This window comes from Marmoricola sp. URHA0025 HA25 (genome assembly GCF_054059435.1).
On the sequence record NZ_JBSSCD010000001.1, the window covers coordinates 4035589 to 4059319 of the forward strand.

The following is a 23731-nucleotide window of genomic DNA, read 5'->3' on the forward strand; positions in this document are numbered from 1 at the left end:
TCAGCAAAGGCTCAGCCACCGATGGCACCCTTGGTGCGTGAACGCGCCCGCTGACACCAGGCCGCACGTGCTCGTCGTCGACGACGACCGGGCCGTGCGCGAGTCGCTGCGCCGCTCGCTCGAGTTCAACGGGTACGCCGTGTCACTGGCCGAGGACGGGGCCGCCGCACTCGCCGGGATCAGCGGCACCAACCCCGACGCGATCGTCATGGACGTGATGATGCCGCGCCTCGACGGCATCGAGACCACCCGCGCACTCCGCTCGGTCGGCAACCAGGTGCCGATCCTCGTGCTGACCGCGCGCGACGCGGTCGGCGACCGTGTTGAGGGGCTCGACGCCGGTGCGGACGACTACCTCACCAAGCCGTTCGCGCTCGACGAGCTGCTGGCCCGGCTGCGCGCGCTGCTGCGCCGGGCCACGCCGGACCAGAGCACCGACGCCGACGAGCACCTGGAGTTCGCGGACCTGTCGATGGACCTCGCCTCGCGTGAGGTCCGCCGTGGCGAGCGCCCGATGACGCTGACCCGCACCGAGTTCAACCTGCTCGAGCTGTTCATGCGGCGCCCGCGTCGCGTGCTGGAGCGGTCGTTCATCCTCGAGGAGGTCTGGGGCTTCGACTTCCCGACCACCGCGAACAGCCTCGAGGTCTACATCGGCTACCTCCGCCGCAAGACCGAGGCCGAAGGCGAGCCGCGGCTGCTGCACACCGTGCGGGGCGTCGGCTACGTCCTCCGCGAGACCCCGTGAGCGCACCCGCCGCCGGACGCGCCGGCGCGGAGCCGCTCTCGCCGCCCGCGGGCACGGCGTGGACGGGGCTGCACTACCGAAGGTCGCTCGCCAGCCGGGTCACGGTGCTCACCACCCTGGCGGTCGGCTTCGCCGTCTCGATCGTCGCCTTCGCGGCGTACGCCACTGTGCGGGCGCAGACCATCTCCGCGCTCGACGACTCGCTGCGCGCGCGTGCGTACGTGGCGGCGAAGAGCGACACCCTTGACGCCCTCGCCCAGGAGAGCATCTCGTCCTGGGCGCTCGGCGCCGCGGGCGTGCGGATCGCCTTCGTCGACGCGAGCAACGACCAGGTGCTCGTGCAGCCGGCCGGCGCCAACCCGAACTTCGGGATCAGCGACACCGAGGTCGCCGTCGCGCACGGCAAGGAGGACACGTCCGCGCGCACGGTCTGGCTGCAGGGCGAGCGGTGGCGGGTCGTCGCGGTCAACGCCGGTGACGGGCACGCGCTGGTGCTCGCCCAGTCGATGCAGCCGACCGACCGGATGCTCGACCGGCTCGGCCTGGTGATGCTGCTCTTCGGCATCGCGGGGATGATCATCGCCGGCCTCGCCGGCTGGGGCGTCGCTCGCAACGGGCTGCGGCCGGTACGCCGCCTGACCACCGCCGTCGAGGACATCGCCCGCACCCAGCGGCTCGACCCGATCCCGATCGAGGGCAGCGACGAGGTGGCCCGGCTCGCCCAGTCGTTCAACGGGATGCTGCTCACGCTCTCGGCCTCGCAGCACCGGCAGCGGCAGCTCGTCGCCGACGCCGGCCACGAGCTGCGCACGCCGCTGACCTCGCTGCGCACGAACCTCGACCTGCTCGTCCAGGCAGACTCGTCCGCCGGTCTCTCCGCGGAGAGCCGCACCGAGCTGCTCGACGACGTGCGCGCCCAGATCGGCGAGATGACCACGCTCATCGGCGACCTCGTCGAGCTCGCGCGCGACGAGCCCGTCTCACCGACGGTGGAGCCGGTCGAGCTGACCGCGGTGCTTGGCCAGGCCGTCGCTCGAGTACGCCGGCGCGCCGACGTCGAGTTCGACCTACGGACGTCGCCGTGGTGGGTCACCGGCGACGCAGACGCCCTCGAGCGCGCGATCACCAACCTGCTCGACAACGCAGCCAAGTGGAGCCCCGAGGGAGGGCGGGTCTCGGTGACCCTCGAAGCAGGCACCCTGACCGTCTCCGACCAGGGGCCCGGGATCTCGCCGGACGACCTCCCGCACGTCTTCGAGCGGTTCTACCGCTCCGCCGAGTCCCGGGGCATGCCCGGATCGGGCCTGGGCCTGTCGATCGTGCGCTCGATCGCCGAGCGCCACGGCGGCGTCGTCGACGCCGGCTCGATGCCGGGCGGCGGCGCCGTCTTCTGGCTCAGCATCCCCGGCCAACCCTCGCCCCCTGAGGGCTGATCCCCGACGTCCGCGAACCTGTCCGGAAGTCTTGGCGCGGTCGTAGCAGGCTCACAAATTCCTCTCAGGAACGCCCGTCACGATCGGTTCCATGACAGACCGGTACAGCCCTGAGGACGAGCCCCAGAACACCCCTGCTGGAGCGAACGAGGACACCTCTGAGGTGCCACACACCTGGTCTGCCGAACACCCCGCCCCGACTGCTGACTCCGGTCACACCCGTCCGCTGCCGCCGTTCCAACAGCCCGTCCCCGCTGCGACCACGGCCGCACCCGTGCGTCGCGCCGGGGGACTCACGGCGGCGGTCCTGGCAGGTGCCCTCCTCGTCGGAGGGGCAGCCGGGGTCGGGGGCGCCGCGTGGTACGACGCCTGGCAGGGCGACGACTCGACGACCTCCTCCACGTCATCGGGCCCCGTCAAGGCGTCGAACGCGGCTGCCGCCCCGTCGGGGTCCGTCGAGAAGGTGGCCGCCACCGTGCTCCCTTCGGTGGTGAAGATCAACGTCACCGGCTCGTCGGGCTCCGGCTCGGGCTCGGGCATCGTGCTGCGGGCCGACGGCACCATCCTCACCAACAACCACGTCGTCTCCCTCGCCGGCAACGGCGGCTCGATCACCGTGAACTTCAACGACGGCAGGACGGCCAAGGCGAACGTGGTCGGCACCGACCCGGTCACCGACATGGCGGTGATCAAGGCCGAGGGCGTCTCGGGCCTCACCCCGGCGACCATCGGCAAGTCCGGTGAGCTCGCCGTCGGCCAGGCGGTGGTCGCGATCGGCTCGCCCTACGGCCTGAACTCCACGGTCACCTCGGGCATCGTCTCGGCGCTCAACCGGCCGGTGTCGGTCTCGACCTCGGAGGAGCAGACGCCGCAGTTCCCCGGCTTCGGCGAGCAGCCGCAGCAGCAGCAGTCGCAGGCCGACCTCAGCACGACGTACCCGGCCATCCAGACCGACGCGGCGATCAACCCCGGCAACTCGGGCGGACCGCTGGTGGACATGAGCGGCCGTGTCGTCGGCGTGAACTCCTCCATCCGCACCGCGGACGGGTCCACCGACAGCGGCGGCTCCATCGGCCTGGGCTTCGCGATCCCGATCGACGAGGCGCTGCCGATCGTCAACCAGATCATCGACGGCCAGAAGCCGACGCACGCGCGCCTCGCGGTCAGCGTCTCGGACGTGCCGGGCGACACCCTGAGCCAGGGCGCCACCGTGCAGACCGTGGAGAGCGGCGGCGCGGCGGACAAGGCCGGCCTGCAGAAGGGCGACGTGATCACCAAGGTCGACGACGAGGTGATCGACAGCTCGGAGTCCCTGGTGGCCACCATCCGCGGACACCGGCCCGGCGACAAGGTCACCCTGACCTACGACCGCAACGGCACGTCGCACACCGCGACGGCCACGCTGGGCTCGGACGCCTCCAGCTCGGCGTCCTGAGCCGGCCCACCTGACCGCCGGACGGGTGGTCGCGCTCCCCCCGGAAGGCGCGACCACCCGCCCGGTCCAGCGGCACGAGACGATGTCGGGGTGAAGCCGTTCCTGCTGCTCGCCACCCGTGCCGAGGACGAGGCCGCCGACGACGAGTACGCCGCCATGCTGCGTGCCGGCGGGCTCGACGAGCCGCAGCTGCACCGCGTGCGGCTGGAGGCCGGGCCGTTGCCGCAGCTGGACCTCGACCGGTACGCCGGGATCGTGCTCGGCGGCGGGCCGTTCGACTCCAGCGACCCCGAGCACCTCAAGTCGGCCAACCAGCGTCGGGTGGAGGGCGAGCTGCGCGGGCTGCTGGACGTGCTGGTGGCGCGCGACTTCCCGTTCCTGGGCGCGTGCTACGGGGTCGGCACGCTCGGCGTGCACCAGGGCGGCACCGTCGACCGCACGTACGGCGAACCGATCGGCGCGGTCCCGATCAGCCTGACCGCGGCCGGGCTGGCCGACCCGCTCCTGACCGGGATGCCGGAGACGTTCGACGCGTTCGTCGGGCACAAGGAGGCGCTGCGTGACGTCCCGCCGGGCGCCGTCCTGCTGGCCTCTTCTCCGACCTGCCGGGTGCAGATGTTCCGGGTGCGGACCAACCTCTACGCGACCCAGTTCCACCCGGAGCTCGACGTCGCGGGCATCGTCACCCGGGTGCGGATCTACCAGCACCACGGCTACTTCCCGCCGGAGGAGCTCGAGGAGCTGATCGCCCGGATCCGCGGCGCCGTGGTGACAGAGCCCCCGCGGATCCTGGCCGCCTTCGTCGCGCGGTACGGCTAGTCCGAGTCTCGTTCGGCGGCGGCCGCCGCGAGTGCGCCCTGCAGCCGGGACGCCTTCCAGCGGGTCTCGGACCACTCCTCGTCGACGTCGGAGTGCACGGTGATGCCACCACCCGTGCCGAGCAGCCAGGGGCCGTCGCCGCTGCGGAACAGCGACCGGATCACGACGCCGAGATCCGCACGGCCGTCGCCGGAGATCCAGCCGAACGCGCCGGCGTACACCCCTCGCGGGGTCGCCTCGACCGTGTCGATGATCTGCATCGTGCGGAGCTTCGGGGCACCCGTCATCGAGCCGGCCGGGAACATCGCGCGCAGGGCGTCGATCGTGCCGACGTCGTCCCGGAGCTGCCCCGCGACTGTCGTCACCAGCTGGTGGACGCTGGCGTAGGACTCGACCGCCATCAGCTCCGGCACGACGACGCTGCCGGGCTCGCAGACCATGGCGAGGTCGTTGCGCAGCAGGTCGGTGATCATCAGGTTCTCGGCACGGAACTTGGGGTCGGTCGCGAGCCGGTGCCGCAGGACCTCGTCCTCCTCGGGCGTCGTGCCGCGGGGCGTGGTGCCCTTGATCGGCCGGGTCTCCACCCGCCGGTGCCGGTCGACGGTCGCGTACCGCTCGGGCGACGCCGAGAGCAGCCAGGTGTCACCGTGCCGGAGCACCCCGGCGTACGGCGCCGGGTCAGTGGTCCGCAGCCGTCCGTAGACCTCGACCGGGTCCGCAGTCCCTGCGGCCTGCTCGATGCGATAGGTCAGGTTGACCTCGTAGGAGTTGCCGGCGTGCAGCTCCTCCTGGACTGCGGCGAAGGCGTCGGCGTACCAGCGCGGGGTCGAGTGCTCAGCTGGCTGGCCCGACGACCGCTCGGGCACCCGACCGGGCTCCTCGGTGACCTCGATCGCGCGAGTGCGCATCCAGATCGCGTCCGGTACGCCGGCCATCGACCGGGCCGGCAGGTCCGGGCGGCACGCGTAGCCGAAGTAGCCGACCCAGTGCGTGCGCGCATCGCCGTCCTGGAGGTCCTGCAGCACGGCGAAGACGTCGTCGCCCACCACGCGGCCGGACGGGTGCTCGACCACCTCGCGACGGGTGGCGTCGTAGGTCAGCGAGAGGTCGTCGTCCTCGAGCCGGCCGACGATCGAGCGGCGCGTCGCCCAGGGCTGTGAGCCGCCGCCGTCGAGCCAGAAGCAACGGTCATGGGTCTCGGCGACCCGCCGGAACGTCTCGAGCCCGCTCACCGGCCCTCCAGGAAGTTCGCCACCAGCTGCGTGCCGCACTCCGACAGGATCGACTCAGGGTGGAACTGCACGCCGTGCAACGGCAGCGACCGGTGCACCACCCCCATCACGACCTCGCCGGCGACGGCGGTGACGCGCAGGTCGGGCGGCACGTGCACTGCCGCGAGCGAGTGGTAGCGCACCATCCTCACCGTGCTCGGCAGCTCGTGGAACACGCCGCTGCTGTCATGGCTCACCGGGGAGAGCTCGCCGTGGGCGGGGCGGATCCGGTCCACTGTCCCGCCGTACGCCGTGACCAGCGCCTGCATCCCGAGGCACACGCCGAGCACCGGCAGCCCGAGCTCGAAGACGGCGCCTCCCAGCGCGAAGTCGTCCGGGTCAGCAGGATGTCCCGGCCCGGGCGACAGGACGAGGTGGGTGTAGCCGGCCGCCACCTCGAGCACTCCGGCCTGGTCGTGCTCGACGACGTCGGGCAGCTCACCGGTGACGCCGGCCACCAGGTGGACGAGGTTCCAGGTGTAGGAGTCGTGGTGGTCGACCACGAGCACCTTCACCCCAGGAGCTCCACGAGCAGGTCGCGCAGGATCGCCACACCGTTCTCGGTGAGGATCGACTCGGCGTGGAACTGCACGCCCCGGTAGTGCGGTCCGCTGACGAGGTGGATGTCACCGGTGGCGGGATCGGTCTCGGCGGTGACCTGGTCGGGGAGCTGTCCCGAGGCACGTCCCACGAAGGTGTTGTAGAACCCCACCGGCTCCTGGCGGCCGCCGATGGAGACCGTCGACTGGGTGCCCTGGAAGACGATGTCCTTGTAGGCGAGCGGGATGCCGATCCGGTCGCAGAGCACCTGGTGGCCCAGGCAGACGGCGAGGAAGGGCTTGCCCGTCTCGAGCAGCCCGTCGACGGCCGCACGGAACCGCGCGATCTTCGGGCTCGACTCGTCGCGGGGATCGCCCGGGCCCGGGCCGACGACCGCGAGGTCGAAGCCGTCGAGGGCACCCGGCGTGAAGTCCTCGTGCCGGATCACGGTCGCCTTCATGCCGAGCACCGCGAAGACGTGGCAGAGCATGTTCGCGAAGTCGTCCTCGCCGTGCAGGATGCCGACCGAGCGGCCGGCCAGCTCGGGCGCCGGGGCCGCGCCGGCCTGGTCGGTCAGCCAGAACTTCGAGAGCCGCTGGTTGCGGGAGTTCAGCGCGATCAGCACGTCCTCGTCGCGCGCGAGGTCGGCGATCTCGGCCGGCGTACCGGTCGGGCGTGGCACCAGTCCGAAGGCGGCCAGGATGCCGCCGGCCTTCGCCGCGGTCTCGGCGACCTCCGAGGCCGGGTCGGAGTCGCGCACGAGGGTGGCACCGGCCGTCACCTTCAACCGGCCGTCGGCCGAGACGTCGGCGGTGCGGATCACGATCGGGGAGTCGGCCGTCTGCGCGCCGGACTCGTCACGCCCGATGAGCGCGAGGGCGCCGGCGTAGTAGCCGCGGCCCTCGGACTCGTACTGCCTGATCAACCGGCACGCGTTCTCCACCGGCGCTCCGGTGACGGTCGCGGCGAACATGCTCATCCGCAGGACGTCCCGCACGTCGAGCCTGGTGCGGCCGGCGAGGAGGTACTCGGTGTGCACGAGGTGCGTCATCGGCTTCAGGAACGGCCCGAGCACCTGGCCACCCTCGTGGCAGATGTCGCACATCATCTTCAGCTCCTCGTCGACGACCATGAAGAGCTCGTAGATCTCCTTCTCGTCGGCGAGGAAGTCCAGCAGCCGTGCCTTCCGGTCCGCGGTGGTCGAGCCGTCCACGGTGGTTGAGCCTGTCGAAACCCGGAAGGTCCCGGAGATCGGGTTCATCCTGACGTCGCCCGCGTGCACGCTCACGTGGCGCTCCGGCGAGGCGCCGATCAGGAACCGCTCGCCCGTCCAGAAGCAGTACGTCCAGTAGGCGCCGCGCTCCTGCTCGAGCAGCCGGCGCAGCACGGTCAGCGCCTTCGCCGTGCCGCTCTCCGGCCCCCAGTCCTCCAGGGTCGCGCGGTAGTGCCGGCCGACGACCAGGTTGGCACCCTCGCCGTTGCCGATCTCCTCGGAGATGATCCGGCGGACCATGTCGGCGTACGCCTCGTCGGAGGTCTCGAAGCCGCCGCGGTCGCTGAACTCCACCGGCTCGCCGGGCAGCGCCGCGACCAGGTCGGCGAGCGGGACCTCGGTCTCGGTCTCGATGCGTACGACGGCCAGCGGGGTGCCGTCGTCGTGGACCTCGAACCCGCGCTCGGCGACCTGCCGGAACGGGACCGCGACCAGCGTGTCGAAGCGGCGCCCTCGCTCGGGCACGCCCTCCTCGAGCGGGATGTCCGCCAGCCGCTCGGCCGGCACCAGCGGCCCTCCGACGAGGGTCACGGTGTCGCTGTCGCGCAACCGGATCACCGCCCAGGCCTGCTGCCCCGTCACCTGCTCGAGGGCGGCGGCTGCGGACTGCGGGGTGGCGGACATGCCGGAACGCTACCAACGGGGCGCGGGCGGGTCGCCCCGTGCCGCAGGATGTGCCCATGACGCCCGACCCCTCACCACGCACGCGGATCCGCCGGCTCCCCGAGAAGGCCGTCGACGACGTCGCGGTCCTGCACGCGATCCTGGACGCCGCCCGGGTCGCGCACGTCGGGTTCGTCGACGAGGACGGCCGGCCCGTCGTGGTCCCGACCGGCGCGGCGCGCGACGGGGACCGGCTGCTGCTGCACGGCTCCACCGCCAGCAGGCTGTTCCGCCGGCTCGCGCAGGGCGTCGACGTGTGCGCGACAGTGACGCTGCTCGACGGGATCGTGCTGGCGCGGTCGGCCTTCGAGTCGTCGATGCACTACCGCTCGGCCGTGGTGTTCGGGGTCGCGACCGAGGTCGACGACAAGGTGCGCGCCCTTCGCGCCATGTCCGAAGCCTGGCTCCCCGGCCGCTGGGACACGCTGCGACCGCCGGCCACCAAGGAGCTCGCCGCCACGATGGTGCTCGCACTCCCGTTGACGGAGTGGTCGGTGAAGGTCAGCGACGGTCCGCCGGACGACCCGGCCGAGGATCTCGACGCCCCCGTCTGGGCGGGCGTGCTGCCGGTCGTTACGGGCTACGGCGAGCCGGTGCCGGCACCCGACCTGCGCGGCCACCCGCGGTTCCCCGCGGAGTCGTCCGGCTGGTCAGCACCGGGGGGTCGAGCCTGACCGACCGCTCAACTGCTTGAGGTCGAGACCGTCACCATCTGCTGGGTCGCGCGGGTGTAGACGACGTAGAGCGTCGCGCGGCCTGCGGGCGACTCGGCCTCGATCTCCGCAGGTTCGACGACCACGATGCCGTCGAACTCCAGGCCCTTGGTGTCCAGCCCGGTCAGCACGACCACGCGTGCGTTCTCCCCCTGCGTCATCCCGGAGACCTCCGGCCAGCCGGCGAGCCAGCCGCTGACCTCGGCGCGCCGGGCCACGGGCACGACGATCCCGACGGTGCCCTCGACGGAGCCGACCAGCTCGCCGAGCAGGCGCCGTGTGCCCGACTCGAGGTCGGCGTCGACGACCTCCCTCGGCTCGACACCGGTGGACCGCACGGCGTTCGGCAGGTCCGCGTCGAGGCCGGCGCGGTCGGCGTACGCGGCGGCGAAGCGGTAGATCTCGGCGGAGTTCCGGTAGTTCGTCGACAGGTGGAACGCGTGCACGGGCTTGTCCCCGAGCGCCGTCGTGCGGGCCCGCTCGGACTCCTCCGGGACCGGCCAGGAGGACTGGGCCGGGTCGCCGACGATCGTCCACGTGGCGGTGCGGCCGCGACGACCGACCATCCGCCACTGCATCGGCGTGAGGTCCTGCGCCTCGTCGATCAGCACGTGGGCGTAGCCGTCGTCCTCGATCCGGTTGGTCGGCGGCGACCAGGAGCGGTGGCCCGCGAACTCCCGATCGGAGGCGGTGGTCAGCTCCTGGAGCGAAGAGTCCGCGAGGTCCAGCGGGTCGTCCTCGGCGTCGTTGACGATCGGCGGGTCGCCGAGCAGGTAGCGCAGCTCGTCGACCAGCGGGATGTCGTCGACGGACAGGTCCTCACCCCACGACTTCGCGAGCAGGCGGACCGCCTCGTCGTCCAGTACGCCGTCCGCGACCCGGGCCAGCAGGTCGGTGTCGCGCAGCCAGCCCAGCACCGCGGCGGCGTCGAGCACCGGCCACCACGCGGACGCGAACTCCAGGAACACGTCGTTGGTGCGGATCTCCTCGGCGAAGTCCTCCTTGGTGCGCTCGCGGGCGCGCTCCGAGCGCACCTGGCGCCACATCACGTCGATCAGCGTCGAGGCGACCCGGGTCGTCGACCAGTTGCGCGGCCCCATCGACAGCAGCTGCCGGCGCACCTGGCCCAGCTCGCGCGGACCGAGGAACAGCACGTCGTCGCGGTAGAACACCCGGAACTCCCGCGGGCTCCCGGGCACGTGCTGGCGGGCGGTGCGGCGCATCACCTCGGCCATCGCGGCCGATCCCTTGACCTCCGCGACGCGCGGGTCGTCGCGACGCGTCGCGCGCAGGCCGTCGACCACGTCGCCGAGCGAGCGCAGCGCGACGGCGGTCTCGCCGAGCGACGGCAGCACCCGCTCGATGTAGCGCATGAACACCCCCGACGGTCCGACCACGAGCACGCCACCGGTCTCGTAGCGGCGGCGATCGGCGTACAGGAGGAACGCGGCGCGGTGCAGCGCGACCACCGTCTTGCCGGTGCCGGGACCACCGCTGATCAGCACCACTCCCTTGTTGGGAGCGCGGATGGCGCGGTCCTGCTCGGCCTGGATGGTCGCGACGATGGAGTGCATCGACCGGTCACGAGCCCGGGACAGCTGCGCCATCAGCGCGCCCTCGCCCACGACGGGGAGGTCGGTCTCCACCTCGGTGTCGAGCAGGTCGTCCTCGACGCCGACCACGGTCTCGCCCGAGCAGCGCAGGATGCGCCGCCGGATCACGCCGTGCGGGTCGGCGTGCGTCGCCTGGTAGAACACCGCGGCCGCCGGCGCCCGCCAGTCGATCAGCAGCACGTCACGGTTGGAGTCGCGCAGGCCGATGCGGCCGACGTACCGCGCCTCGCCGTCGATCTCGGCGCGCATGTCCAGCCGGCCGAACACCAGGCCCTCGTGAGCGGCGTCGAGCGTCGCCATCCGGCGCGCCGCCTGGTAGACCATCGCGTCGCGCTCGACCAGGCCGCCCTCGTGGCCGAGCTGGCCGCGCGCGCGGCCCTCGGCCGCGAGCTGCTCCGCCGACCGGGTCGACTCCGCGAGCTGGCGGTAGACCGAGTCGACGAACTCCTGCTCGCGGGCAATCTCGCGCGCAGCGATGTCTTCGTTCAAGGTCGGGGATCCTTCGCGGGCGAACGACGATCAGGGAGTCGACAACTCTACCCGTCAGCCGTCACCTGCAGGCGGCACTCCCGGAATCCCGGACGCGCAGCCCCGGGCTGAGGAACCTCCACGAGTAGTCGCGCGTGCCCAGCGTCAGCTCGAGGACACCGAACCCGGAGCGGAAGTACGCCGACCCGGCAACCGGCGTGCCCTTCGCGTAGAGGCTGCGGCCGCCGCCTCCGGACACGAACTGCTGGATCCCGTGAGAGGGGTCGAGGGCGCCGGCGGGCGTCATCGGCTCGAAACGCTCCTGGTCGTGGTCGTGGCCGGCGAGCGCGATGTCCGCGCCGTGGGCGTAGGCGATGTCCCAGAACGGCTTCATCCTCCGGCTGCTGCCGTGCTCGCCTCCCGAGGAGAACCGCGGGTGGTGCATCGCGACCAGCGAGCAGGTCGAGGGGTTCGCGGCCATCTCCGCAACGAGCCACGCCTTCTCGGCCCCGCAGTCGACCACCCCGCAGTTGCTGTTCAGGAAGTAGAGCTGCCAGCCGTTGAGCTCGCGGCGGTACCACCCGGGCGACCCCGGCTGGCGGCTCGCGAAGTAGCGGAAGTAGCCGCGCGCGCCCGACGTGTAGTACTCGTGGTTGCCGACCACCGGGTAGGTGATCGGCAGCAGCTTGCCCCACGACTGCGCGTAGGAGTGCGTGAAGCCGCGGTAGCTGCCCTTCTGGTACTGCTCGTCGCCCAGCGCGATGACGTTGTCCGGCGCGAGTGCCGTCGCCGCCCTCGCCGTCCTCGCCTGGCGGCACGTCTTCCTGGTGACCCTCGACCCCGGCGGGCAGGCGATGTCGCCGACCGCGACCACCGTGGCGGTCACCGGGGTCGCCGCGAGTTGCGCCCGGTCGGGAGCGCTGCCCGCGTGGTCCGTCGTACCGGCGCCGCAGCCGCTGAGCAGGAGAGCACCGACGACCAGTCCCCCGAGAAGTGTCCGCATGCCCACACCGTACGACGGGGCGGGTACCGACTAGGCGAGATCCTGCACGAACTGACCGAGCTGGACCAGGTTGCGGCACTCGACCATCGGCATCACGGCGCCGTAGTCGCGCGCGGCCGAGTCGCCGGTGTCCCAGTGGCGCGCCGCTTCCGGGTTCAGCCACCAGGCGTGCCGTGCCTGCCGCACCAGGCCACGGGTGACCGGCAGGGCGAGGTCGGAGTAGTTGGAGCGCGCGTCGCCGAGCACGAGGAGGTTGGTCTTGGGGGTCAGCGCGTCCGGGTGCTCCTCGGCGAAGCGGGTGAACGCCCGTCCGTAGTTGGTGCGGCCCCAAAGGGTCGCGTGCCGGGCGCTGGCGGCGAGGGAGGCGAGCGTCTCCGCCGGGTCGCCGCCCGGGCGGAACCGGTCGGTGACCTCGTGGATCTCGTCGACGAAGGTGAACGCGCGCACCCGGTCGAACTGCTCACGCAGCGCGAACACCAGCATCAGCGTGAAGCCCGCGAAGCTGGCCACCGAGCCGCTGACGTCGCACAGCACCACCAGGTCCGACCGGGTCGGGCGACGCGGCCGGTGATGGATCTCCAGCGGTACGCCGCCCGAGGACATCGAGGCCCGGACGGTGTGCCGGAAGTCGACCGGACCGCGCCGCCGGGCCGCCTTGTGCCGGTTCAGCCGGGTGGCGAGCCGGCGCGCGAGCGGGCCGATCTCACGACGCATCTCCTCCAGGTCGCTCTTGCGGGCCGACGTGAAGTCCAGCTGGTCGATGCTCTTGCGGACGGTGTACCTGGCGACGTGCTCCGGCCCGCGCACCTCGGCCGCCCGTCGTCGCACCTCCGCCTCGACCTGGCCCTCGAACGCGCGCACCTGCGCCTCGACGAGCCTCCGCGTCGCCACGTCGGTGGTCGAGCCTGCCGACACTCCCAGCCCCTGCAGCACCCGCTCGACGAGCTCGCCCGGGGACACCCGGTTCATCACGTTGTAGGACGACCAGCGCTGCTCTCCGGGCCCCCGGCCGCGGATGAGCCCGAACCGCTGCACCGCCTCGCGCGCCAGCGCCGCCAGGGCATCGGGGTCGCCCATCCCCAGGGCCTCGACGAGCGTCTCGCGGAAGTCGGCCAGCTCCTGTGGTCCGTCCCTGAGGGAGGTCTCGTCCGATCGCTCGCTGGCGCTCGCTGCTCGACCACCATCTTCCTGGTCGAGCTCAGACGAGGCCCCGTTCCCGACCAGGGCTGGGAAGTACAGGTCGAAGACCTGGTCGAACCCCGGACGGTGCGGCTGGCGCTTGACCAGCGTCGCGGCGTACGCCGCTCGCAGCGTCTCGCGGTCGTCGAGGCCGAGCCGGGAGACCGCGTGCACCGCGTCGAGGCCCTCGGACAGCGAGACCGACAGGCCCGCGGAGCGCAGCGCCTCGACGAACGCGATGTGCCGGTCGAGGAGGCTCACCGGAGCCGGAGCTCCCGCACCGCGCGGTCGAGGTCGCTGTGGTGCTTCAGCACGACGCCGAGGGTTGCGTCGATCGCCGCGGCGTCCAGGGTCCCGGTGCCGAGCGCCACCAGCGTCCGGGCCCAGTCGACCGACTCCGCGATCGACGGCGACTTCTTGAGCTCGAGTGCCCGCAGTCGCGTCACCGTCTCGACGATCTGGCGCGCCAGCGTGTCCTCGACGCCTTCGACCTGGGAGAGCACGATCGCGTGCTCGCGGTCGGCGTCGGGGTAGCCGATGTGCAGGTAGAGGCAGCGCCGGCGGACCGCCTCGGACAGCTCGCGGGTCGCGTTGGACGTCAGCACGACCAGCGGACGGCGTACGGCCGACATCGTGCCGAGCTCCGGGATGGTGACCTGGAAGTCGCTGAGCACCTCGAGCAGCAGGCCCTCGACCTCGACGTCGGTCTTGTCGACCTCGTCGATCAGCAGCACCGTCTGCTCCTCGCGGCGGATCGCGGTGAGCAGCGGCCGGGTCAGCAGGAACTCCTCGGTGAAGATGTCGTCGTGGGTCTCGGCCCACGACTGGTCGGTGCCGGAGGCTTGGATCCGGAGGAGCTGCTTCTTGTAGTTCCACTCGTAGAGCGCACGAGCCTCGTCCAGGCCCTCGTAGCACTGCAGCCGGACGAGGTCGGCCCCGGTAGCCCGGGCGATGGCCTTGGCCAGCTCGGTCTTGCCGACACCGGCAGGGCCCTCGACCAGCAGCGGCTTCTCCAGCTCGCCGGCGAGGTACGTGGTCGTCGCGGTCGCGGTGTCGGCGAGGTAACCCGCCTCCGCGAGCCGCTTGACGGCGTCGGCCGGAGAGTCGAACCAGGTCATCGGCCCATCATGCCGTGGCGACGACGTCGCGGCGTGTGCCCCCGGTCACAGTCATCACGGCTGCGATCATGGATCATCGACCCCAGTGTCTCGGCCGACCTCGAGGAGACCGATGCGGAGATCCCTGACCGTCGCGCTGCTCCTGCTGGCGAGCGCCGCGTTCGCTCCCGTGCCGATGGCCGGTGCGGACGACCCGCCGGTCGTGATCCTCGGCCCGGCGCCCTTCGTCGGGCCGGACGTGATGATCCGGGCCGACGGGTCCTCGGCGTACGTCGGCGCGGACACCAACCAGCAGGGCCGGATCGAGCAGCGGATCACCTCGTCGCAGCGGGCCGTCTCCTACGTGCGCGTGTGTGCGAACACGACCCACGGCCGCATGCGCGTCCACGGCACGGGGGGCGGCCGGACCCTTCGGGTGAGGTACCGGGTCGGGTCGCGCGACGTCACCCGCAGCGTCCTTGCCGGCAGCTTCCGCACCGCGTCGCTGCGAAGGTCCGAGTGCGCCCGGCGGATCCGCGTCGTCGGGCGACTGGCGCCCGGGGCGACGAGCGGCGGACACACCCTCCGGATCCGTGCGACGGCGCCGTCAGGAGCGCGCGACAGCGTCTCGACGCACGTCACGGTGGGGAGCCAGTAGCAGCCCGAGCGCCACGACGGCGGCGACGACGCCCGACACGATCAGCGGCACGTGGCCGTCGCCCTGGGCTCCGGCCTGCCACGACAGCCCCGCCCACAGGCCCGCCACGAGCACGCCCGCACCGAGCACGCCCTGGAAGACGCCCTGACCGGTCCCCTGGCTCTTCGCCGGAAGCAGCTCGGAGACCCAGGCCTTCCCGACGCCGTCGGTCAGGCCCGTGTAGGCGCCGTACCCGCCGATGAGCAGCCAGGCGGCCAGGTGGTTCTCGGTGAGACCGAGGCCCGTGTACGCCGTCGCGAACACCAGCAGGCCGGTCGCGAACACGGTGCGCGGGGTGAGGCGGTCCGCGACCACTCCTGCGGGATAGCTCAGCGCCGTGTAGACGGCGTTGTAGCCGACGTACGCGAGGATCACTCCGACCACTCCGAAGCCGATCTCGTGCAGCCGCAGCAGCAGCAGCGCGTCGGGGAAGTTCACCAGCGAGAAGAGCCCCAGCACGCCGACGACCCGCCAGAAGGACGAGCCGAGTGCGGGGACCTCCTCCACCGACGGCACCGACGGGGCCCCTCCGGTGGTCGAGCTCGTCGAAACCACGCCTCCCAGCTCCTCGACCCGCGGCTCACGCAGGAGGAACACCAGCAGCACGCTCAGCACCGCCGGAACGACCGCCACCCAGAGCAGTGGCCGCAGCCGGTGGTCGAGGAGCTCGTAGCCCGCGAGTGCGATCAGCGGCCCCACGACTGCCCCCGCAGTGTCCGCGGCGCGGTGGAATCCGAAGGCACGGCCGCGCGCCTCCAGCGGGATGTCCTGGACCAGGAGCGCGTCACGCGGAGCACCGCGGATCCCCTTGCCGAGCCGGTCCACCGACCGGCCGGCCAGCACGACCGGCCACACCGACGCCGCTGCCACGAGGACCTTCCCGACAGCCGCGAGCCCGTAGCCCAGAGCGACTAGCGGCTTCTTGCGATAGCGGTCCGACACCCGCCCGGCGACCACCTTGGTGAGGGCGGCGACGCCCTCGGCGATCCCCTCGATCGCCCCCACGACGGCAGCCGGAGCGCCGAGCACGGTGGTCAGCAGGATCGGCATCAGCGGGTAGAGCAGCTCCGAGGCGGCATCCTGCATGAACGAGACCGCCGAGACGACCTTGAGGTTGCGGGTCAGCCAGGGTCCGGTGCTCACGGCCCGATCATGCCGGAAGGCGGCCGGCTCATACCTCCGGACTCAGGTGGTCCCGAGCCCACAGCGCGGCGCTCGTCCGGTCGGCGACGCCGATGCGCCGGAACACGCTGCCAAGGTGCACCTTCACGGTGCGCTCCGCGATCCCGAGCCGCTTCGCGATCTGCTTGTTGGCCAGGCCCTCGGCGACGAGCAGCAGCACCTGGCGCTCCCGGGCGCTGAGGTCGGCGCCCGGCTCCTGACGACGAGACGGCAGCAGTGCCCCGGCGACGCGCGGATCCAGCGGCGTGTGGCCACTTGCCGCGGCCCGGATCGCGGCGAGCACGTCACCGGGCTCACTGTCCTTGAGCAGGTAGCCGACCGCTCCGGCGTCGAGGGCGTCGACGACGCGCGCGCGGTCGGAGAAGGAGGTGAGCATCACCACCGCTCCGGCATACCCGTCGTCGAAGAGCCGGCGGGTGGCCTCGATGCCGTCCATGCCCGGCATCGAGACGTCCATCAGCACCACGGCCGGTCCGAGCTGTGCTGCCTTGGCGATCGCGGCCTCCCCGTCGGCGGCCTCGCCGACGACGGCCAGGTCGTCGGTCGCGTCGACGAGGCCGGCGAGCCCCGCGCGCACGAGGGGATGGTCGTCGACGAGGAGTACGCCGGTCCGCGGAGTCGTCATCGTCGCGGCACCGTCAGCCTCCACCGGCAGCCTGCACCGGGCGCCGACGACACCGCCAGCTCCGCACCCTCCTCGGACGCCACGTCGGCCAGCACCCGCAGGCCGAAGTGGCCCTCGGGCGGACGGGCGAGCGCCTCCTCGGGATCGAAGCCGACGCCGTCGTCGGCGATCTCGAGGACGACGGACTCCGGTGTGCTCTGCAGGTGCAGCGACACGTGCCTGGCCGAGGCGTGCCGGCGTACGTTCTCCAGGGCCTCGTGGGTGATCCGGAACAACAGCCGGTCTCCGGCTGTCCCGAGGCCGGGATCGCTCTCGGGCAGCGACAGGTCCAGCTCGATGTCGCGCGACCGCAGCGTGCCGGCGAGGTCGCGCAGCACGTCGAGGATGCCGGCGCCCTGCAGCGTCGCCGGGTAGATGTCGACCAGGAGGGTCCGGAGGCCCCCGATGCTGTTGCGCAGGGTCAGGGCAGCCGCGTCCAGGTCCTCGGCGAGGTCCGGGTCGCCCGACGCCTGTGCGCGAGAGGCAGCCGCGGCGACGGCGAACGACGTCGCCGCCAGCTCCTGCACGACACCGTCGTGGAGGGTGCCCGCGATGCGCCGACGCTCCTCCTCGGAAGCCGTGACCGCGCGCTCGAGCAGTCGCTCGCGCTGGCCCTGTGCGGCACGCAGGCGGGTCAGCAGCTGCCAGACCAGCGGCGTGAGCAGCGCCGCGAACAGCAGCAGGCTGCTGATCGTGACACCGGCGAACCCGCGCCAGAGCTGGGTGGATCGGCGGTCCACCTCGGTGTACGGCGAGTAGGTCTCGAAGAGCAGCGGCGTGCCCGACGGTGTCCACACCGGCCGGTAGGCCTCGAGCAGCCGGCCCCGGCCGCGCTCGAACCGGTTCTCGGGCTTCTGCAGGTCGGAGACCTCGGCGACCGTGCGCGGATGCGAGAAGACCTCCCGCTCCTCGGCGCCGAGGTCGAACTGCTCGCCCACCAGACGCGGCTCGTCGGAGTAGATGATCCGGCCGTCGCGGGTCCAGATCTTGATCCGCACCAGCGTCGATGCCGAGACGTACTGCTCGAGCGCCGTGCCGAGTGCGGCGATGGCGGCGGGGTCGCCGGTCGGTACAGCGTCGGTCAGGATCGGCTGGACCACTGCCTCGGCGAGCAGGTCAGCGGTGTTCGCGGCGTCGTTGACGGCCTGGCGCTCGGCGAGCTTGCGGGCCGCGAGGACGCCGACGAGCGCGGAGAGGACGAGCACCGCGACAGCGCCGGCCGCGACCAGGACGAGCAGCCGGGCCGGGCGGCGTACCGCCGGGAGCTCCTCGGTCGGGCCCCGGGACACGACGACCCACCGCGCCAGCCCGGAAGGCTTCCGGGTGGCGCGGTGGGGGTCACCGTCGGTGACCGCACGGTCCTGTGCCATCGACTCCATTCTGGGGGGAAATGGTCAGTCGTGACCCGAACCGTCGTCGGAACCTCCGCCCGAGCTACCGGAGCCGCCGTCATCACTACCGCTACCGCTACCGCTGCCGCTGCCGGAATCCGAGCCGTCGTGGCCGCTGACGTCGTCGCTGCCGCTCGTGCCGGTGGTGCCGCCGTGGTCGTCACCGGCGTCGTGGCCGGCGGGGTCGTCACCGTGGTCGTCGCCCGCGTCGTGGCCGGCCACGTCGGCACCGTCGTCGTCACCTTGGTCCTCGCCCGCCTCGGTGGCGTCGTCGCCCGGGTCCACACCTTGGTCGTCACCGGGCTCGGCCTCACCGGGGCCCTGGTCGTCGGTGCCGTCGTCGTCGACGACGTCCGGGGACACGGGCGTGGTCTGCGCCTGCTGGGGCACCCTGACGGGTACGTCGCGGCTGAACGAGTCGTTGCCGGCCAGCCCCACGGCGGCGGGCACGCCGGCCAGCACGAGTGCGGCGGCGGCGATGAAGTACTTCAACATCTGGGGTCCTTTCCTGGGATGCCACCAGCGTCGCCGTGCGCCGGTGCCAACCGCCATCGGACCTTGGGCCTAGTACCTACCCGGGGAGGCGCTGGAGCGGGATCGCCGAGCCGTGCCCGGACGTGAACGTCACCCGGGCCAGCACGGGCGCATCGCCCGGGGTGACCGCCTGCGTCGTGGAGACCTTCACCCGGCGGCCGAGCAGGCGCCCGGCGCGGAGCGCGGCCCAGCGCAGGTCGACCAGCTGCTGGAGCGCGCTCGCGTCGAGCACGGCACGGTACTCGCCGGTCTCGTCGAGCTCCGTGGCGATGACCGGCACGAGGGCATCGGGCAGCACGGGCGTGCTGCGCGGCTGCTGGAGCCTTGGGCGGGGTGCCTCGACCATGGTCCAACGCTACGTTGCCCGCCCGCGAACCGGTGACTGCCGAGGGCGGGTGGGCTAGCCCGGATACCGGGCGCCCGGGCCCACCTCGAGGTGGGCCCGGGCGTCGGCGACGTCCTGGGACATCAATGGCGGTGGCGGTGGGATTTGAACCCACGGTGGGCTTGCACCCACACACGCTTTCGAGGCGTGCTCCTTAGGCCGCTCGGACACGCCACCGCCGAAGAGGGTACCGGAGCGCCTCCGGGGGTAGAAATCGGCGTTGGCCTCGGCAGGCTCGAAGGCTCGGAGCGGATGCAACGTGGTTGCAACACCGGTCGCACGACCCTCGGGCAACGGACCTTCGACCTCTGGTGCCCTCCCGCGATGACCTTGTCTACTGATCCCATGACGCCCGCCGCCCGAAGCGCACCCATGCGCGCCGAGGTGGCCGACTCGTGGCACCTCTCCGCGGCGGCAGGCGTGTCGGCGGAGGACGTCGAGGCCCCGATCACGCTGCCGGAGGACACGCTCGCCGGCTACCGCGCGGCGCACCCGCTGGCGCAGGTCTTCCCGCTGCTCGACGACGTGCTCGGGCAGGCCGCGCGCGACTGCGACGCGATCATGGCCGTCTCCGACGCCGAGGGCCAGCTGCTCTGGGTCTGCGGTACGCCGGCCACCCTGCGTCGCGCCGAGAAGATCGGCTTCGTCGAGGGCAGCAACTGGGACGAGCGCCTGGCCGGCACGAACGCACCCGGGCTCGCCCTGCGGCTCGACCAGCCGGCCCAGGTCCGACGCGTGGAGCACTTCCGGCGATCCGTGCAGCAGTGGAGCTGCGCAGCGACCCCGATCCACGACCCGGGCTCCGCGGGCCTCCTCGGCGTGCTCGACATCACCGGGAACGACGACATCGCGGTCCCGCAGACGATGGCGATGGTCCGCGCCGCCGCACGCATGGCCGAGTCCGAGCTCGCCCGCGAGAAGCTCAGCCGCCCCGAGCCGACCGAGTCCCGTGCGGGACAGCTGCGCCTGGTGCTGGAGTCGCTCGGGCGCAACGACTCGCTGCTCTCGATCAGCGACGGCCGAGGCCGTGACCACAAGCTCCGGCTCTCGCCGCGGCACAGCGAGATCCTGCTGCTGCTCGCCTCCGCGCCGCGCGGCCTCTCCGGCGACGAGCTCGCCGTGCTGGTCTACGAGGACGACGGCGCCTCGTCGACGCTGCGGGCCGAGCTCAACCGGCTGCGCAGCCTGCTCGGCGACGACGTACTGGCCTCGCGCCCCTATCGGCTGACCGGCTCGGTCAACGGCGACTGGCTCGCCCTGGAGGCCCGCCTCGCCGCAGGTGACCTGCGCGGGGCGATGCGTGCCTACCGCGGGCCCGTCCTGCCACGCTCGACGGCGCCGGGCGTCGTACGCCTGCGCGAGCAGCTGCACATGAGCCTGCGCGAGGCGGTCCGGCGCAGCGGCCAGGCCGACCTGATGTCGACCTGGACCCGGTCGTCGTGGGGCGTCGACGACTACGACATGTGGCTCGCGGAGCGCGCGGCCCTCGGGACGTCCTCGCCGATGCTCGCGCTGGTCGACGGGCAGATCGCCCGCCTCGACAGGGAGCTCGCCTGACGGTCTTCGGCGCAACGTCGTCGCAACGTGCCGGTTCCTAGCGTGTGAGCGCCATCACACCTCTCTTCGTCTGGAGCCCGACATGACCGTCTACTCATCCCCAGGTTCGGCTGACTCGCTGGTCAGCGTGAAGTCCCGGTACGACCACTTCATCGGCGGCCAGTGGGTGCCACCGGCCAGCGGTCAGTACTTCGAGGACATCTCGCCGGTCAACGGCAAGCCGTTCACCGAGATCGCCCGTGGCACCGAGGCGGACATCGAGGCGGCGCTCGACGCCGCCCACGCCGCCGCACCCGCGTGGGGCCGTACGTCGCCCGCCGACCGAGCCGTCATCCTCAACAAGATCGCCGACCGCATCGAGCAGAACCTGACCCTGCTGTCGGTCGCAGAGACCTGGGACAACGGCAAGCCGGTGCGCGAGACCCTCAACGTCGACCTGCCCCTGGCGGTCGACCACTTCCGCTACTTCGCCGGAGCGATCCGCGCCCAGGAGGGCGGGATCTCCGAGATCGACGAGAGCACCTACGCGTACCACTTCCACGAGCCTCTCGGCGTCGTCGGCCAGATCATCCCGTGGAACTTCCCGATCCTCATGGCCGTGTGGAAGCTGGCCCCGGCCCTGGCGGCCGGCAACTGCGTCGTGCTCAAGCCCGCCGAGCAGACCCCGTGGTCGATCCTGGTGCTCTTCGAGCTGATCGGCGACCTGCTGCCGGCCGGGACGGTCAACATCGTCAACGGGTTCGGCGTCGAGGCCGGCAAGCCGCTCGCGTCCAGCAGCCGGATCGCCAAGATCGCGTTCACCGGCGAGACCACGACCGGGCGGCTGATCATGCAGTACGCCAGCCAGAACCTGATTCCGGTCACCCTGGAGCTCGGCGGCAAGTCGCCGAACATCTTCTTCGAGGACGTCGCCGCGCACAACGACGCGTTCTACGACAAGGCGCTCGAGGGCTTCGCGATGTTCGCCGTCAACCAGGGCGAGGTCTGCACCTGCCCCTCACGTGCCCTCGTGCAGGACTCGATCTACGCCGACTTCGTGCACGACGCCGTGACGCGCGTCGAGAAGATCATCCAGGGCAACCCGCTCGACGACACCACGATGATCGGAGCGCAGGCCTCCAACGACCAGCTCGAGAAGATCCTGTCCTACCTCGACATCGGCCGCCAGGAGGGCGCCAAGGTGCTCACCGGTGGCGAGCGCAACGTGCTCGAGGGTGACCTCGCCGAGGGCTACTACGTCAAGCCGACGATCTTCGAGGGCGACAACTCGATGCGGGTCTTCCAGGAGGAGATCTTCGGCCCGGTCGTCTCATTGACCTCGTTCGGTGCCGAGGACGACGCGCTCAAGATCGCCAACGACACCCTGTACGGCCTCGGAGCCGGCGTGTGGGCGCGCGACGCGGGCCTCGCGTTCCGGATGGGCCGCGGCATCCAGGCCGGCCGGGTGTGGACGAACTGCTACCACGCCTACCCCGCGCACGCCGCCTTCGGTGGCTACAAGCAGTCGGGCATCGGCCGCGAGAACCACAAGATGATGCTCGACCACTACCAGCAGACCAAGAACCTGTTGGTCTCCTACAGCCCCGATGCCCTCGGGTTCTTCTGATCCGAGGACGCGTCAGCGGACTCGGATGTCGGTGGTCGAGCAGCGACCACGACCGAGCTGGCGAGGTCGTGACGGAGCGTGCCGAGACCTGGTGAGCCGAAAGGAAGTCGCATGCCGATAGATCGGGTCGCCGTCACCGGTGAGGCGGCGGAGCTCCTCCGCCGCCTCACCGAGGCACACGGCCCGCTGATGTTCCACCAGTCCGGCGGCTGCTGCGACGGCAGCTCGCCGATGTGCTACCCCGACGGCGAGTTCCTCACCGGCGACGCCGACGTGCACCTCGGCGCCCTCGACGTCGGCCTGGACCGGCCGGTCCCGGTGTGGATGTCGAGGTCGCAGTTCGCCTACTGGTCGCACACCCACCTGACGATCGACGTCGTGCCGGGCCGCGGCGCCGGCTTCTCGCTCGAGGCGCCGCACGGCGTCCGCTTCCTGATCCGGTCGCGCCTGTTCACCGACGAGGAGAGCAACGCGCTCAGCGGTGGCTCTTGAAGAACGTCTCGAGCAGGGCGGCCGACTCCTCGGCCAGCACGCCGCCCACCACCTCCGGACGGTGGTTGAGCCGGCGATCCCGTACGACGTCCCAGAGGCTGCCGACCGCACCTGCCTTCTCGTCGTACGCGCCGAACACGAGGCGCTCGACCCGGGACAGCACGATCGCGCCCGCGCACATCGTGCACGGCTCGAGGGTGACCACGAGGGTGCAGCCCTCGAGCCGCCAGCCCCCAAGACGTGCGGACGCCGCACGCAGGGCGACGACCTCGGCATGACCGGTCGGGTCACCGTCCCGCTCGCGCACGTTGAGGCCCTCGCCGACGACCGCGCCCTCGGCATCGACGACGACGGCACCGATCGGCACGTCCCCGGTGGCGGGCGCACGCGCGGCGAGCTCGAGGGCTCGGCGCATCGGCGTGGCCCAGGGGTCAGCAGCCACCTCAGTCGACGAGATCGAGGATCTCGTCGAACTTCTCCCCGCACCCGATGCCCCGGGCGATCTCGCCGAGCAGCTCTTCGGGGTACAGGTCGTAGTCGTCGAGCAGTGCTCCCATCTCGGCTGCGCTGAAGCCCATGTCGGCGACGATCCCGAGGTCGCCGGCGGGGGCCTGCTCCTCGTCGTAGTCGACCGCGACGTGCACGCCGAGGTGGACGGCTGCCGAGCGGGCCAGCGCCCAGTCGGTGGCGGCGGTCGCGTCGGAGAGCAGCACCCGCACCAGGGAGCCCTGGGCACGGATCAGCAGCACGAAGTCCTCGTCGACGGAGATCATCGCGAGCGCGCCGTTGTCGCCCGGGTAGCGGCGCAGCTCGCGGGCGATCGTCTCGACGTCGTCGAGCGCGCGCGGGGGCAGCTGGGCGACGCTCCAGTCACCCTCGTCGCGGTAGGCGACGACCGCGAAGTCAACCGCGTTGACCTCGGCGTCGGTCATGTCCGTCACCACGCACCACCTCGTGCCACACGTCGA

The 23731-nt window shown here is 71.9% G+C and carries 23 protein-coding genes and 1 tRNA gene; 9 read left to right on the forward strand and 15 right to left on the reverse strand.

From position 1 onward, the window contains the following. The first annotated feature begins 37 nt into the window (after window positions 1–37). From ACVW00_RS19830 to ACVW00_RS19845, 4 genes are all read left to right on the forward strand, one after another. The gene (locus tag ACVW00_RS19830) at window positions 38–748 is read left to right on the forward strand and encodes a response regulator transcription factor (RefSeq protein ID WP_457112616.1); all 711 of its coding nucleotides are present in this window, start codon (window positions 38–40) and stop codon (window positions 746–748) included. Then, window positions 745–2181 carry a sensor histidine kinase gene (locus ACVW00_RS19835; RefSeq protein ID WP_457112617.1) on the forward strand — a complete coding sequence of 479 codons (1437 nt, stop codon included), beginning with the start codon at window positions 745–747 and terminating at the stop codon, window positions 2179–2181. Before ACVW00_RS19830 ends, ACVW00_RS19835 begins: the two co-directional genes overlap by 4 nt. Window positions 2182–2272: 91 nt before the next feature. Continuing rightward, window positions 2273–3616: a S1C family serine protease gene (locus ACVW00_RS19840; protein ID WP_457112618.1), complete on the forward strand. Its 1344-nt coding sequence runs from the start codon at window positions 2273–2275 to the stop codon at window positions 3614–3616. Between the two features lie 90 nt (window positions 3617–3706). Beyond that, window positions 3707–4435, forward strand: a complete 729-nt coding sequence (locus tag ACVW00_RS19845) for a glutamine amidotransferase (RefSeq protein ID WP_457112619.1) — start codon at window positions 3707–3709, stop codon at window positions 4433–4435. Here the strand turns inward: ACVW00_RS19845 and ACVW00_RS19850 are convergent. The 3 genes from ACVW00_RS19850 to ACVW00_RS19860 are packed head-to-tail and all read right to left on the reverse strand — an operon-like array spanning window position 4432 to window position 8143. Next, a complete protein-coding gene (locus ACVW00_RS19850; protein WP_457112620.1) occupies window positions 4432–5667 on the reverse strand; it encodes an anthranilate synthase component I family protein in 1236 nt (411 codons plus the stop codon). The two genes, ACVW00_RS19845 and ACVW00_RS19850, sit on opposite strands and share 4 nt — an antisense overlap. After that, a complete protein-coding gene (locus ACVW00_RS19855) occupies window positions 5664–6221 on the reverse strand; it encodes an anthranilate synthase component II (RefSeq protein ID WP_457112621.1) in 558 nt (185 codons plus the stop codon). The genes ACVW00_RS19850 and ACVW00_RS19855 overlap by 4 nt, the downstream gene beginning before the upstream one ends. Beyond that, on the reverse strand, window positions 6218–8143 hold the full coding sequence (locus tag ACVW00_RS19860) for an anthranilate synthase family protein (protein WP_457112622.1): 1926 nt from the start codon (window positions 8141–8143) through the stop codon (window positions 6218–6220). Before ACVW00_RS19860 ends, ACVW00_RS19855 begins: the two co-directional genes overlap by 4 nt. Before the next feature lie 56 nt (window positions 8144–8199). Between ACVW00_RS19860 and ACVW00_RS19865 the strand changes: the two genes are divergently transcribed. Beyond that, on the forward strand, window positions 8200–8856 hold the full coding sequence (locus ACVW00_RS19865) for a pyridoxamine 5'-phosphate oxidase family protein (protein ID WP_457112623.1): 657 nt from the start codon (window positions 8200–8202) through the stop codon (window positions 8854–8856). Between the two features lie 8 nt (window positions 8857–8864). Here ACVW00_RS19865 and ACVW00_RS19870 read toward each other — a convergent pair whose 3' ends face one another. The 4 genes from ACVW00_RS19870 to ACVW00_RS19885 form a co-directional block, all read right to left on the reverse strand. Continuing rightward, window positions 8865–10997, reverse strand: coding sequence for a HelD family protein (locus ACVW00_RS19870; RefSeq protein ID WP_457112624.1), 2133 nt, complete (start codon window positions 10995–10997; stop codon window positions 8865–8867). Between the two features lie 61 nt (window positions 10998–11058). Continuing rightward, window positions 11059–11979 carry a metallophosphoesterase family protein gene (locus ACVW00_RS19875; RefSeq protein WP_457112625.1) on the reverse strand — a complete coding sequence of 307 codons (921 nt, stop codon included), beginning with the start codon at window positions 11977–11979 and terminating at the stop codon, window positions 11059–11061. A gap of 30 nt (window positions 11980–12009) precedes the next feature. Next, a complete protein-coding gene (locus ACVW00_RS19880) occupies window positions 12010–13419 on the reverse strand; it encodes a vWA domain-containing protein (RefSeq protein ID WP_457112626.1) in 1410 nt (469 codons plus the stop codon). Further along, window positions 13416–14276 (reverse strand): AAA family ATPase, encoded by an 861-nt coding sequence (locus ACVW00_RS19885; RefSeq protein ID WP_457112627.1) that lies wholly within the window; start codon window positions 14274–14276, stop codon window positions 13416–13418. The genes ACVW00_RS19880 and ACVW00_RS19885 overlap by 4 nt, the downstream gene beginning before the upstream one ends. Window positions 14277–14388: 112 nt before the next feature. On the opposite strand from ACVW00_RS19885, the gene ACVW00_RS19890 reads away from it, so the two are divergent. Continuing rightward, window positions 14389–14913 (forward strand): hypothetical protein, encoded by a 525-nt coding sequence (locus ACVW00_RS19890; RefSeq protein WP_457112628.1) that lies wholly within the window; start codon window positions 14389–14391, stop codon window positions 14911–14913. Here ACVW00_RS19890 and ACVW00_RS19895 read toward each other — a convergent pair. The 6 genes from ACVW00_RS19895 to ACVW00_RS19920 all read right to left on the reverse strand — a co-directional run bounded on the left by ACVW00_RS19895 (window position 14863) and on the right by ACVW00_RS19920 (window position 19285). Further along, window positions 14863–16095, reverse strand: coding sequence for an MFS transporter (locus ACVW00_RS19895; protein ID WP_457112629.1), 1233 nt, complete (start codon window positions 16093–16095; stop codon window positions 14863–14865). The two genes, ACVW00_RS19890 and ACVW00_RS19895, sit on opposite strands and share 51 nt — an antisense overlap. Before the next feature lie 28 nt (window positions 16096–16123). After that, window positions 16124–16759 carry a response regulator gene (locus ACVW00_RS19900; RefSeq protein ID WP_457112630.1) on the reverse strand — a complete coding sequence of 212 codons (636 nt, stop codon included), beginning with the start codon at window positions 16757–16759 and terminating at the stop codon, window positions 16124–16126. After that, the gene (locus ACVW00_RS19905; RefSeq protein WP_457112631.1) at window positions 16756–18168 is read right to left on the reverse strand and encodes a sensor histidine kinase; all 1413 of its coding nucleotides are present in this window, start codon (window positions 18166–18168) and stop codon (window positions 16756–16758) included. The genes ACVW00_RS19900 and ACVW00_RS19905 overlap by 4 nt, the downstream gene beginning before the upstream one ends. 24 nt (window positions 18169–18192) lie before the next feature. Further along, window positions 18193–18684, reverse strand: coding sequence for a hypothetical protein (locus ACVW00_RS19910; RefSeq protein ID WP_457112632.1), 492 nt, complete (start codon window positions 18682–18684; stop codon window positions 18193–18195). Window positions 18685–18760: 76 nt separating this feature from the next. Further along, window positions 18761–19069, reverse strand: coding sequence for a hypothetical protein (locus tag ACVW00_RS19915; RefSeq protein ID WP_457112633.1), 309 nt, complete (start codon window positions 19067–19069; stop codon window positions 18761–18763). Window positions 19070–19195: 126 nt separating this feature from the next. Continuing rightward, window positions 19196–19285, reverse strand: a tRNA-Ser gene (locus ACVW00_RS19920). Window positions 19286–19453: 168 nt separating this feature from the next. Here ACVW00_RS19920 and ACVW00_RS19925 point away from each other — a divergent pair. From ACVW00_RS19925 to ACVW00_RS19935, 3 genes are all read left to right on the forward strand, one after another. Next, on the forward strand, window positions 19454–20665 hold the full coding sequence (locus tag ACVW00_RS19925; RefSeq protein ID WP_457112634.1) for a GAF domain-containing protein: 1212 nt from the start codon (window positions 19454–19456) through the stop codon (window positions 20663–20665). An 82-nt stretch (window positions 20666–20747) separates the two neighbouring features. Beyond that, window positions 20748–22271 (forward strand): acetaldehyde dehydrogenase ExaC, encoded by a 1524-nt coding sequence (gene exaC / locus ACVW00_RS19930; protein ID WP_457112635.1) that lies wholly within the window; start codon window positions 20748–20750, stop codon window positions 22269–22271. A gap of 111 nt (window positions 22272–22382) precedes the next feature. Next, window positions 22383–22763, forward strand: a complete 381-nt coding sequence (locus ACVW00_RS19935; protein ID WP_457112636.1) for a DUF779 domain-containing protein — start codon at window positions 22383–22385, stop codon at window positions 22761–22763. On the opposite strand, the gene tadA is transcribed toward ACVW00_RS19935, so the two are convergent. Together tadA and ACVW00_RS19945 are read right to left on the reverse strand one after the other, a co-directional pair. Next, complete coding sequence (gene tadA, locus ACVW00_RS19940; protein WP_457113147.1) at window positions 22747–23178, reverse strand: tRNA adenosine(34) deaminase TadA; 432 nt, start codon at window positions 23176–23178, stop codon at window positions 22747–22749. The two genes, ACVW00_RS19935 and tadA, sit on opposite strands and share 17 nt — an antisense overlap. A 28-nt stretch (window positions 23179–23206) precedes the next feature. Then, window positions 23207–23695, reverse strand: coding sequence for a tRNA adenosine deaminase-associated protein (locus tag ACVW00_RS19945; RefSeq protein ID WP_457113148.1), 489 nt, complete (start codon window positions 23693–23695; stop codon window positions 23207–23209). Window positions 23696–23731 lie beyond the last annotated feature (36 nt).